The organism is Bacillus sp. A01H (assembly GCF_045277205.1).
GTDB classification, from domain to species: Bacteria; Bacillota; Bacilli; order Bacillales; family Bacillaceae_G; genus Bacillus_A; species Bacillus_A paranthracis.
Genome location: NZ_CP117702.1, coordinates 1,838,047 through 1,850,380 on the forward strand (window position 1 = coordinate 1,838,047; position 12,334 = coordinate 1,850,380).

Annotated in this window: 10 protein-coding genes; 9 read left to right on the forward strand and 1 reads right to left on the reverse strand. The window is 35.4% G+C overall.

Annotated elements, in window-relative coordinates:
* Positions 1-203: 203 nt before the first annotated feature.
* The 6 genes from PSR14_RS09800 to PSR14_RS09825 all read left to right on the forward strand — a co-directional run bounded on the left by PSR14_RS09800 (position 204) and on the right by PSR14_RS09825 (position 6,625).
* Positions 204-842, forward strand: a complete 639-nt coding sequence (locus PSR14_RS09800) for a response regulator transcription factor (RefSeq protein ID WP_000694106.1) — start codon at positions 204-206, stop codon at positions 840-842.
* Positions 843-846: 4 nt separating this feature from the next.
* Complete coding sequence (locus tag PSR14_RS09805; RefSeq protein ID WP_048557487.1) at positions 847-1,947, forward strand: sensor histidine kinase; 1,101 nt, start codon at positions 847-849, stop codon at positions 1,945-1,947.
* 123 nt (positions 1,948-2,070) lie between these two features.
* Complete coding sequence (locus tag PSR14_RS09810; RefSeq protein WP_001093821.1) at positions 2,071-3,009, forward strand: ABC transporter ATP-binding protein; 939 nt, start codon at positions 2,071-2,073, stop codon at positions 3,007-3,009.
* A 37-nt stretch (positions 3,010-3,046) separates the two neighbouring features.
* On the forward strand, positions 3,047-4,156 hold the full coding sequence (locus PSR14_RS09815) for an ABC transporter permease (protein ID WP_001020164.1): 1,110 nt from the start codon (positions 3,047-3,049) through the stop codon (positions 4,154-4,156).
* A gap of 1 nt (position 4,157) precedes the next feature.
* Positions 4,158-5,303 carry an ABC transporter permease gene (locus PSR14_RS09820; protein WP_098487002.1) on the forward strand — a complete coding sequence of 382 codons (1,146 nt, stop codon included), beginning with the start codon at positions 4,158-4,160 and terminating at the stop codon, positions 5,301-5,303.
* A gap of 110 nt (positions 5,304-5,413) precedes the next feature.
* Positions 5,414-6,625, forward strand: coding sequence for a phosphatidylserine/phosphatidylglycerophosphate/cardiolipin synthase family protein (locus PSR14_RS09825; RefSeq protein ID WP_048557490.1), 1,212 nt, complete (start codon positions 5,414-5,416; stop codon positions 6,623-6,625).
* A gap of 54 nt (positions 6,626-6,679) precedes the next feature.
* Here the strand turns inward: PSR14_RS09825 and pyrH are convergent, their stop codons facing one another.
* A complete protein-coding gene (gene pyrH, locus PSR14_RS09830) occupies positions 6,680-7,423 on the reverse strand; it encodes a UMP kinase (RefSeq protein ID WP_001248049.1) in 744 nt (247 codons plus the stop codon).
* Positions 7,424-7,799: 376 nt separating this feature from the next.
* Here pyrH and PSR14_RS09835 point away from each other — a divergent pair, with 376 nt between their 5' ends.
* From PSR14_RS09835 to malS, 3 genes are all read left to right on the forward strand, one after another.
* Positions 7,800-9,071: a cation:dicarboxylate symporter family transporter gene (locus PSR14_RS09835; RefSeq protein WP_000713289.1), complete on the forward strand. Its 1,272-nt coding sequence runs from the start codon at positions 7,800-7,802 to the stop codon at positions 9,069-9,071.
* 24 nt (positions 9,072-9,095) lie between these two features.
* On the forward strand, positions 9,096-10,535 hold the full coding sequence (aspA, locus tag PSR14_RS09840; protein WP_000224208.1) for an aspartate ammonia-lyase: 1,440 nt from the start codon (positions 9,096-9,098) through the stop codon (positions 10,533-10,535).
* A 75-nt stretch (positions 10,536-10,610) separates the two neighbouring features.
* Positions 10,611-12,323, forward strand: a complete 1,713-nt coding sequence (malS, locus tag PSR14_RS09845; protein ID WP_002170289.1) for an oxaloacetate-decarboxylating malate dehydrogenase — start codon at positions 10,611-10,613, stop codon at positions 12,321-12,323.
* Positions 12,324-12,334: the final 11 nt, after the last annotated feature.

The window sequence follows — 12,334 nt, forward strand, 5'->3', positions numbered from 1 at the left end:
TTGACGCATTCTATTATATAGACGTAAAGAATGATAAGTCACCCTACACATGTTGTAAAAAAAGAATAATATATTTTTAGGAAGGGGGCTAGATGAAAAAAGGTGTGAAAAAATGGTAAAGAGAAGTATATAATGAGCAAGTAAGAAATGTTACGGGAAGAAAGGATGTGAATGTTAGTAGGGGAAGGTCCATACTAACAAACATGAAAATTAAAATATTAATAGCAGATGATAACTCTTTTATAAGAGAAGGTATGAAAATTATTTTAAATACATATGAAGAGTTCGAAGTAGTAGATACAGTAAATGATGGGAAAGAAGCAGTGGAATATTGCAAAAAGAACGACGTTGATATCGCTCTATTAGATGTTCGCATGCCAAATATGAACGGGGTAGAGGCGACGAAATTCATTTGTGAAGAGACGAAAACGAAGCCGCTTATTTTAACGACGTTTGATGACGATGAATATATTTTGGATGCAGTAAAAAACGGAGCGAAAGGTTATTTATTAAAAAATAATGATCCAGAGCGTATTCGAGATGCGATTAAAGGAGTATATAACGGTCAAACCGTTATGCAAGATGTAGTTCTCGATAAAATTAAGTCTAATTTAATGGAAAGTAAAGAGGAAGAATGTAAAATAGATAAAAGTCTTTTTACTGAAAGAGAGCTGAGTATTATCGCATTAATTGCAAAAGGCTTTTCGAATAAAGAAATCTCGAAGCAACTTTTCATATCAGAAGGAACAATTGCAAATTATATTACGTCAGTTTTAGGGAAAACTGGACTGGAACATCGTACACAAATCGCGATTTATTATTTAACAGGGAAAGTAGATTAATGTTATGGAATTTTGGTTAATTGTAAGTAAATTAATTGTCTTTATATATATTGTGTTTAGTTACATGTATTTAAATGTTGCGAACTTACCATGGATTATACTTACTTTGCTTTTATATCTTTCTGTAAACGTGCTGATTTCTATATGTAAAAAAGATACGTACAAAAACATATTAACTTCTGTATCGATTGGCTTAGTTATGTTATTTACATGGAAGATTCATTCGTTCTTTATATTGTTTTTACCATTGAACTTATATGAAATTATATTCCGTTATATAGAGAAGAGATGGCAACTCTTTATCATTATGATGATTCCTATTATCTTTACAAATGAAAGTATTAGAATGACATATGGATTAATTGTTACATTTTCCTTTCTCGTATTAACTATGGCAGAACGGTATATATCGCGCGTATTAAAGCTTGAATTACAAAATGATCAGATGCGAAAAGATATGCAGCGGCTGACGAAAAGCTTAAATGAAAATAAAGAGTATATAAGACAATCAGAGTACACATTTAAGTTAGAAGAGAGAAACCGGTTATCACAGGAAATTCATGATAAAATTGGCCACTCGATGACAGGGGCACTCATTCAAATGGAAGCAGCAAAGAGGTTAATGGAGATAGATAAAGAAAAATCAGCTGAGTTATTACAAAATGCAATACATATTTCAAAAGATGGTATTGAAAGCATTCGGATTACATTAAAAAATATGAAGCCACCAACTGAGCAAATTGGCATTCATCGTATGAAATTATTCATAGAGGAATTTGCCGGTAAGCATGATATAAATATTCCTTTCGTATATAAAGGGAATTTAGATATGATTTCACCGATTCAGTGGAAGATTATCGGTGAAAATGTTACGGAGGCATTAACAAATGCGATGAAATATGCTGATGCGACAGTCATTTCAATCGATATTCATGTACTTAACAAGATGGTGAAAGTGCAAGTGAAGGATAATGGAAAAGGTGCAGTACTTGTTAAAAAAGGTCTCGGGATTATGGGGATGGAGGAACGAACGGCGTCTGTAAATGGTAAAATTATTGTAGATGGAACAAGTGGTTTTTCAGTAACAATGTTGCTACCGATATGAGGATGAATCATCTCATATGAAAAAAGTGAATAATCTCATGTGAAAAGAATGAACTTCTGCACTGAGCAGGTTCATTCTTTTTGTTTATACTAAAAGCAGAGAAACCGAAATAGGGGTGAAACGATGAATACTTTAGAAATTAAAAATTTAACGAAAAAATTTGGTGATTTCATCGCAGTTGATAATATGTCTTTATCTATTAAAGAAGGAGAAATATTTGGCTTTTTAGGATCGAATGGTGCTGGTAAGAGTACGACAATCAACATGATTGCTGGTTTGTTAAGAAGTAATGAAGGTGAAATTAGCATACTAGGAAAAAATATAAAGAAACATAATCGATTTGCGAAGATGAATATCGGTATCGTTCCGCAAGATATTGCAATTTATGAAGAGTTAACAGCCTATGAAAATGTGAAATTCTTTGCTGGATTGTACGGATTACGAGGAGCTGAATTAAAAGCTAGGGTCGAGGAAGCTCTTCAATTTGTAGGACTTAGCGATAAACAGAAAAGCTATCCAAAGAACTTTTCAGGCGGGATGAAGCGAAGACTGAATATCGCTTGTGCAATTGCTCATAGACCGAAGTTAATTATTATGGATGAGCCGACAGTTGGAATTGATCCACAGTCAAGAAATTATATCCTGCAGTCTGTTCGGAAATTAAACGAAATGGGAAGTACGATTATTTATACGAGTCACTATATGGAAGAGGTAGAAGAGATTTGTACGAAAATAGCGATAGTAGATCACGGTAAAGTGATTGCAGAAGGAACGAAAGAGCAGTTAAAAGCGATTATTACTGATACGAAAGATATTTGGATTGAAGTGAAATCGGTAGAGAATTTAGATGTAGAAAAATTAAAAGTGATAAACGGTGTGAAAGCTGTTCAAATTGAAGAGAACGTAATTAAAGTAAATTCTGATGCAGGATTAAATAATTTAAATAAAATTGTTCAGCACTTCATCAATCATGACATTGAAATCCGTTCGTTAGAGGAGCAGGCTCCTAACTTAGAAACGGTATTCCTTACGTTAACTGGAAGAAACTTACGAGATAAATAAAGAGTAAATGAAGAAAAGGTAAAGGGAGGTTCATCAATTGAACATCTTCAATATTGCAATTATGCATATGAAAAGGGATTTCAGAGACGTAAGAACTTTAGTTTTTATGTTAGCTTTTCCGATTGTGCTTATGCTTGTGTTAGGTACAGCATTAAGTAATGCGTTTAATAGTGATAGTCATTCAATTAAAGATATACAGGTGCTATATAAAGATGAAGCGAGTAGCACGTTTTCTCAAGCATTTGAAGCATTTGCGAAAGAAGTTGATAAATCGGGGATTCATTTTAAAAAAGCTTCTGAAGGTATAGATGGGAAGGAAGCAGTGAAGCAAAATAAATATGCTGCTTATGTAGAATTAAATAAAGATGGTGCAAAAACTTACGGAAGTGACAAAAGTAGTATTGAGGGAAGTATTGTGGAAGGTATGCTTATAACATTTGTTGATAAGTACAATGTAGCAGCCGAAGTTGCAAAAGTTGATCCTAGTAAGGTGAGCGCAGTTATTTCAAATGGAAATCATAATGATTATATAAAAGAAACATCTTTACAAGCTGCGAATAAACCGGGTTCTATGGATTACTATGCGGTTGTAATGACGACGATGATTGCGCTGTATGCTGCGATGGGAGCAAGTTTTCTAATTCGAGGCGAACGAATACGTAAAACAGGAGATCGCCTTATTGCTGCACCTATAAGTAAGGCTGAAATTTTCATTGGGAAAGTGCTTGGTAGTCTAGTAGCAAATGCCCTGTGCATATTACTCGTTATGTTATTTAGTAAATTTGTCTTTCAAGCGAATTGGGGAGATCACCTTGGAATCATATTTCTTATTTTATTAACAGAAGTCTTTCTAGCAATTAGCTTCGGTTTAGGGATTGGATATATTACAAAAACACCTGAATCGTCTAGAGCAATTATTATGGTGGTAGTGCAACTAGCTTCTATTTTTGGCGGTGCATATTTCGTAATAGAAGAAAATTTCGTTACGAATTTATCACCATTAACGTGGGCAAATACAGCTGTTATGAAAATTATTTATGCGAATGATGTAGGGGCAGCACTACCAGTCATTTCTTTAAATATTGGAATATCAGCACTCTTTTTATTAATTGCAATTATTGCATTACGTAGACGGGAGGGGCTATAGTATGAAAGATATTTTATGGCTCATACAAAAAACGTTATCTGTACTTTTGAAAAATAAAAAAGGGTTATTGATTATTATTAGTTTGCCAATAATCGGGACGCTCATCTCTTTTTCGATATACGGAAATGCAGGGCAAGGAACGTTAAATATCGGGATTGTAAATAAAGAAAATGAGCCGATAGCAAACGATACGATAAAGTTTTTAGAAGGATTAAATCATGTGAATGTGAGTAAGGTTAAGGAGTCTGAAATAGAAGATAAACTCACTTCTAAAAAACTTGATGGAGTTATTACATTAGCTTCTGGTTTTTCAAAAAGCGTTCCAGAAGGGAAACCAGCTCATATTGAAATTGCATCGATTAAAGGTGATCAAGTAACAGGATTTATAAAATCATATTTATACAATTATATTGATAATGTAGCAGCTATTAGTAAAGTAGCAGGAACAGATCAAAGTGCATTTGATAAGATGTACGCAGGATATCAAAAAAGTTCATTTAAAATGAAAACGGAGACGCTAGAAGATACTTCGAAAAATAAAGATATGACAAATCAAACGATGGGTTATCTTATTATGTTTATGCTGTTTTCAGCAGTGAACTTATCAGGATTTATTTTAAAAGAAAAAGAGAATAGAACGTATTTTAGATTATTATCAACACCAATTGACGGAAAGAAATTTATATTGTCCAATGTGGCAGTAAATATGATGATATTAACATTGCAAATTGTCATTGCAGTACTATTTCTGACGAATGTTTTTCATACAAATATTAATATGCCTTTCATAGTAATGATTGGTGTGCTTATGATATTCGCTTTAATTGCAATTGGTTTATCATTAGTCATTGTGTCTTTTTCAAAAAGTTCAGCTGCTTCAAATGCAATGCAAAATTTAGTGATAGTACCAACATGTTTGCTTGCTGGATGTTATTTCCCGTACGACATTATGCCAAATGCAGTACAAAAAGTAGCTAATTTTCTTCCGCAGCGTTGGTTATTAGATACGATAGCAAAATTACAACAAGGAATTCCATTCTCTGAGTTGTATTTAAACATATTAATTTTATTCGCTTTTGCGATTGCGTTCTTCTTAATTGCCATTTATAAATTTGGAAGAAATAATGATGCGAGAAACTTTGTTTAATACAAAAAGGGTGTGACGTAAAGTCACATCCTTTTTTGTATAAAGCATGAAATCTAAATTTGAATGACAAAATAGAAAGGAGGAAAGAAAACGAGCGGAAGGAAATTAAAATGATTAAAAAAATATTGCGAGTTACTTCTATTATTATTGCTATTTTCGTTTTTATTTTAATTTGGATGCATATTGACGTTACCTTAGGAAGGAAAATGGAAGCTGGCAAAAATATGCCGACAGAGTATGCCCCTCACTATAGTGATTTTCAATTATATGTAGAAGGGAAGTCGTTTTATAAACAGTTATTTGCTGATATAAGAGAAGCGAAGCAATCTATTTATACATATTTTTTTATTTTGTCGGATGATAAAAGTAGCCATACTTTTTTAAATTTATTAAAAGAGAAGGCACAAGAAGGAGTAAACGTCTATTTATCAGTTGATCGCATTAATGATTTATCATTTGAAAGAAAGATGATAAATGAATTGCGGGAAAGTGGTGTGCATTTTACGTATAGTAGAAAACCTGAATTGCCATTCGGGTTTTATTCACTTCACCATCGTAATCATCGCCGTATTACGACAATTGATGGGGAGATTGGTTATACAGGTGGTTTTAATATAGGAGATGAGTATTTAGGTAAAGATAAGCATTTTGGATATTGGCGTGACTATCATGTGCGGCTTAAAGGAGAAGGAGCAAAAGATTTAGAGGAACAATTTGCTTTAGATTGGAAACGAGATACGAAAGAGGATATAAAGAGGAGCACAAATAAGGCTAGCAAAGGGAATACATTGCATACTATGGTCAGTTACAATGGGCATTACGTTGCTGAAAAATATATAGAGCTAATAAAACAAGCTCAGCACTCAATTGTAATTGCAACGCCGTATTTTATAGCGAAAAATAAAGAATCAATGAATGCTTTAATTGCAGCACAAAAGCGTGGTGTTACAGTGAAAATACTTTGGTCATATAAACCAGATTTACCTCTTATAAAAGAAGCGGCGTATCCATACATACGTCAAGCTATTAATAATGGGATTACTGTATATGGGTATAAAAAAGGAATGTTCCATGGAAAATTAATGCTTATTGATAATGAATTAACCGTTATTGGCACAACAAACTTTACTTCGCGTAGCTTCAATATAAATGATGAAATGAACTTGTATATTCATGGTGGTTCAATTGTAGGACAAGTTAATGATGCGTTAACGGAGGATTTTCATGATTCAAAAGAAATGACGAAAGAATTTTTTGAGAAGTTATCATTTTGGGAGCGTTGTAAGGAGAAATTTGCGGGATGGATTGATTTTTATTTGTGATGATAAAGGAAGAAAGGGTGTCTAGAAAAGACGCCCTTTTTTGATGGGAAATAATTATTTTTCATGCACAAGCAATGAAGCATCATCATTAATCAACGTCCCCACATGTTCACCTAAGCAAATTCTTTTCATTACTCCAGGCTCATCAAAGTTAAAGACGTGTGCTGGTAAATTATAATCACGGGCAAGTAGTAAAGCGGCTTGATCCATTACTTGTATGTTTTGCCTAACTATATCGTTATAGTTTAGTTTTTTGTACATTTTTGCTGCTTTATTATGTTTTGGATCACTAGTAAAGACGCCATCTACTCCTTGTTTTGCGACTAATATTGCGTCGCTATTCATTTCAATAGCTCTTTGTACGCTTGGATAATCTGTCGTCACGAACGGTTGCCCGTTTCCGCCTCCAAAGATAACGATATACCCGTTATCTAAATGGTGGACTGCACGTAGGCGAATGTATGGTTCAGCTACAGCATTAAACGGGATGGAAGTCATAACGCGCACTTCTTTATTTGTTTTACTTGTTAAAACGCCGCGTAGCATTAAGCTGTTAATGATTGTACCTAACGTCCCGATATTGTCAGCTTCTACACGATCGATTCCCCATTCTTCAGCTAGATGACCTCTAAAAATGTTACCGCCACCGATGACGATGGATACTTCGATACCTAAATCAACAATGGATAAAATTTCGTTTGCGATATGTTCTAATCGTTTGGAGTTAAAGCTATTTCCAGTTTGATCGGCAAGTGCACCGCCGCTTAATTTAATTAAGACACGTTTATATGGTCTCATAACAATTCCCCCTATATAGATTGAAATAAAAAAGGAACAAAGGCGAATGCCTTTGTTCCTTTTTAAGAAAATGAAAAAGAAAAGAAGAAGATAGAACGAATTTTTGCACAGAATTTTTCATATCATCCACTCCTTTTCATTTTGAGTTGTTTTAAGTATATATCTTTTTGATTATACGAAATAATCTGATTACTTATCAAGTTTATTTTATCGTTTTTTAACAAAATGGTGTCAATGAAAAAAAGAAGAAAAATATTTGAATTTTTTGTGACGAACTTGTAGGTTTTTGTATGATTTTGTAGGTTCGCTTATAAGATGTGTGAGTAGCTTTTATAAATTCAAATTGAAAGCGTTCGCATGAAGGGGATGAACATAAATGAAAAAATTCGGATTGGCAACACAAATTTTTGTCGCGCTTGTTTTAGGGATTGTAGTAGGGGCAGTCTTTTATGGCAATAAAACGGCGATTTCTTATATTACACCAATTGGGGATATATTTATTCACTTAATTAAAATGATTGTAGTACCGATTGTTATTTCAGCATTAATTGTTGCGGTAGCTGGTGTAGGCGATATGAAGAAGCTTGGGAAACTGGGCGGGAAGACCATTCTTTATTTCGAAATTATTACGACGATTGCTATTTTAATGGGATTACTTGCGGCAAATATATTCCAGCCGGGTACTGGCGTTGATATGAATAACTTACAGCAAAGTGATATTTCTTCTTATAAACAAACAGCAGATGCTACAGAGAAGCAAGGATTCGCTGAGACGATTGTTCATATCGTACCGAAAAACGTATTTGAATCGATTGCACAAGGTGACTTATTACCGATTATTTTCTTCTCAGTATTATTCGGTTTAGGAGTCGCAGCAATTGGGGAAAAAGGAAAGCCTGTTTTTAACTTCTTTGAAGGTGTACTCGAAGCGATGTTTTGGGTTACAAATCAAGTTATGAAATTTGCACCATTTGGTGTATTCGCATTAATTGCGGTTACGGTTGCAAAATTTGGTGTAGCAACACTACTTCCTTTAGGAAAACTAGTGCTAGCTGTATACGTAACTGTTATACTATTCGTTGTGATTGTATTAGGTATTAATGCAAGAATGGTTGGCGTAAACATTTTTACATTAATGAAAATTTTAAAAGAAGAACTTATTCTTTCATTTACGACAGCAAGTTCAGAAGCTGTTTTACCTAATATAATGAGAAAGATGGAAGAGTTCGGTTGTCCAAAGGCAGTTGCCTCTTTCGTAATTCCGACAGGTTATACATTTAACTTGACTGGATCGGCTATTTATCAAGCGTTAGCGGCATTATTTGTTGCACAAATGTACGGTGTGCACATGTCACTGACAGAGCAAATAACGTTATTATTCGTTCTCATGTTAACATCCAAAGGTATGGCGGGAGTTCCAGGTGCATCGTTCGTTGTTGTATTAGCAACGTTAGGTTCAATGGGGTTACCACTAGAAGGTATCGCGTTAATTGCGGGAATTGACCGCATTTTAGATATGATTCGCTCATCTGTCAATGTATTAGGAAATGCATTAGCGGCCATTGTTATGTCGAAGTGGGAAGGCGAATTCGATAATGAGAAAGCAAAACAATATGTAGAAACAGTCAAAGAAACAAAAGCAGCATAAGAAATCGTTAAGGAGTGAATAATCATGGCAACATTAACTGAAGTTAAAAATGGTGTTCGAATTGAAAAAGACTTTTTAGGTGAAAAAGAAGTACCAAACTATGCATACTACGGCGTACAAACAATGCGTGCAGTTGAAAACTTCCCAATTACAGGATACAAAATCCATGAAGGTTTAATTAGAGCGTTCGCAGTTGTAAAAAAAGCTGCAGCGCTTGCCAATACAGATGTAGGAAGATTGGAATTGAACAAGGGCGGCGCGATCGCAGAAGCTGCTCAAGAAATTCTCGATGGAAAATGGCATGATCATTTTATCGTAGATCCAATCCAAGGCGGAGCAGGTACTTCAATGAACATGAATGCAAATGAAGTCATTGCCAATCGTGCTCTTGAATTATTAGGAATGGAAAAGGGAGACTATCATTATATTAGTCCAAATAGTCATGTAAACATGGCGCAATCAACAAACGATGCATTCCCAACGGCGATTCATATCGCAACATTAAACGCATTAGAAGGTTTATTACAAACGATGGGTTATATGCACGATGTATTTGAATTAAAAGCAGAACAGTTCGATCATGTTATTAAAATGGGTCGTACGCATTTGCAAGACGCTGTTCCAATTCGTCTTGGACAAGAATTTAAAGCGTACTCTCGCGTACTTGAACGTGATATGAAACGAATTCAGCAGTCACGTCAACACTTATATGAAGTGAATATGGGAGCAACTGCAGTTGGTACAGGCTTAAATGCAGATCCAGAATATATTCAAGCTGTTGTAAAACATTTAGCTGCAATTAGTGAACTACCACTAGTTGGTGCAGAAGATTTAGTAGATGCAACGCAAAATACGGATGCATACACAGAAGTATCAGCAGCACTGAAAGTATGTATGATGAATATGTCTAAAATTGCGAATGACCTTCGCTTAATGGCATCAGGTCCACGTGTTGGTTTAGCAGAAATTATGTTACCTGCTCGTCAACCAGGTTCATCTATTATGCCAGGGAAAGTAAACCCTGTTATGCCAGAGGTAATTAATCAAATTGCGTTCCAAGTAATTGGTAATGACCATACAATATGTCTTGCTTCAGAAGCAGGTCAATTAGAATTAAACGTGATGGAACCAGTACTTGTTTTCAACTTACTACAATCAATTAGCATTATGAATAACGGTTTCCGTGCCTTTACAGATAATTGCTTAAAAGGAATTGAAGCGAATGAAGATCGCTTAAAAGAGTATGTTGAGAAGAGTGTAGGAATTATTACAGCCGTGAACCCTCATATCGGTTATGAAGCAGCAGCTCGCGTTGCGAAAGAAGCAATCGCGACAGGGCAATCCGTTCGAGAACTTTGTGTGAAAAATGGTGTACTGTCACAAGAAGACTTAGAGTTAATTCTAGATCCATTCGAAATGACGCACCCAGGGATTGCAGGAGCAACTCTTTTAAAGAAAAACTAAAAGAAGAGGGGGGACAAGCCCCTCTTTTTTGTTTACAATATAGAAATGCTATATATGAATAGAGGTAGGGATGTTATGAGTAAGTTTACAGTAGCTTCTAATGGTTCATTAGAAACAACATTAAGAGGAGTAGAAGTATTATCAACACCACTTTTAAATAAAGGGGTTGCTTTCACGCAAGAAGAAAGAGAAGAATTAGGTTTAAAAGGGTTATTACCGCCAGCAGTTTTAACGTTAGAAGAACAAGCGCGCCGAGCATACGAACAATTTTGTTCTCAGCCGGATGATTTATTAAAGAATGTATACTTAACAGCGTTACATGATCGAAATGAAGTATTATTTTATCGTATTTTAACAGATCATTTACGCGAAATGTTACCAATCGTATATACACCAACTGTCGGTGTAGCGATTCAAAGATATAGTCATGAATATCGTAAACCACGTGGTGTGTATTTATCAATTAACGATCCGTCAGGTATTGAAGAAGCATTCGCCAATATCGGTGCAACAGCAGAAAATATTGATTTAGTCGTTGTTACAGATGGAGAAGGCATACTTGGAATTGGTGACTGGGGCGTTGGTGGTATTAACATCGCAATCGGAAAATTAGCTGTTTATACAGCGGCAGTTGGAATCGATCCTAGCCGCGTATTACCGGTAATTTTAGACGTAGGTACAAATCGTGAAGAATTATTAGACAATCCATTTTATATTGGAAATCGTCACCCTCGTATAACAGGTGAAGCTTACGATGAATTTATTGATACATTTGTACAAGCGGTAAATAAGCAATTCCCGAAAGCACTTTTACATTGGGAAGACTTTAGTTCTCGAAATGCACGAAAAATTTTAGATAAATATCGTCATGATATTTGTACGTTTAATGATGATATTCAAGGAACAGGTGCAGTTTCACTTGCTGCTGTATTATCTGCAGTGAAAGCTTCTGGTGTACCGCTAAGTGAACACCGCGTTGTTGTGTTTGGTGCTGGTACGGCTGGAATCGGTATCGCAGATCAAGTTAGAGATGCGATGGTCCGCGCCGGCTTATCAGAAGAAGAATCATATAAGCGTTTCTGGTGTATAGATCGTAACGGATTAGTTACAGATAATATGGAAGATCTTCTTGATTTCCAAATTCCGTATGCAAGAAAAGAAGCGGAAGTAAGTGAGTGGAAACAAAATGGTGTGATTGGACTTGCTGAAGTTGTGAAACATGTGAAACCGACAATTTTAATTGGTACATCAACTGTTGCAGGCGCATTTAAAGAAGAAATTATTAAAGAAATGGCTTCTCACGTAGAAAGACCAATCATTTTACCGATGTCGAATCCGACGCCACTTGCTGAAGCAAAACCAGCCGATTTAATCGAGTGGACAGAAGGGAGAGCATTAGTTGCAACAGGAAGTCCATTTGAACCAGTTACATATAACGGTGTAACGTATGTGATTGGACAATCAAATAATGCACTTATTTTCCCAGGACTTGGTCTTGGTACAATTGTCGTACGTGCAAGCGTTATGACGGACGGAATGTTCGCAGCAGCAGCTGAAGCAGTTGCAAGTATGGTTGATACAAGTCAGCCAGGAGCACCTATTTTGCCAGAAGTTGAAGAGCTACGTAATATCTCGGAAATGGTAGCAATTGAAGTAGCGAAAGTTGCCGTTGCGGAAGGTGTTGCGAGAGAGAACTTAAGTGATAACGATATCAAGATTGCAGTGAAAGAAGCAATCTGGGAGCCTGAGTATCGCCAAATAAAAGCGGTAGAAAAGGTTAGAATATAGAAATAAAGCCC

Coding starts and splice junctions, on each gene's coding strand:
- PSR14_RS09800 (WP_000694106.1), top strand. CDS start 204: ATGAAAATTAAAATATTAATAGCAGATGATAACTCTTTTATAAGAGAA.
- PSR14_RS09805 (WP_048557487.1), top strand. CDS start 847: ATGGAATTTTGGTTAATTGTAAGTAAATTAATTGTCTTTATATATATT.
- PSR14_RS09810 (WP_001093821.1), top strand. CDS start 2,071: ATGAATACTTTAGAAATTAAAAATTTAACGAAAAAATTTGGTGATTTC.
- PSR14_RS09820 (WP_098487002.1), top strand. CDS start 4,158: ATGAAAGATATTTTATGGCTCATACAAAAAACGTTATCTGTACTTTTG.
- PSR14_RS09825 (WP_048557490.1), top strand. CDS start 5,414: ATGATTAAAAAAATATTGCGAGTTACTTCTATTATTATTGCTATTTTC.
- pyrH (WP_001248049.1), bottom strand. CDS start 7,423: ATGAGACCATATAAACGTGTCTTAATTAAATTAAGCGGCGGTGCACTT.
- PSR14_RS09835 (WP_000713289.1), top strand. CDS start 7,800: ATGAAAAAATTCGGATTGGCAACACAAATTTTTGTCGCGCTTGTTTTA.
- aspA (WP_000224208.1), top strand. CDS start 9,096: ATGGCAACATTAACTGAAGTTAAAAATGGTGTTCGAATTGAAAAAGAC.
- malS (WP_002170289.1), top strand. CDS start 10,611: ATGAGTAAGTTTACAGTAGCTTCTAATGGTTCATTAGAAACAACATTA.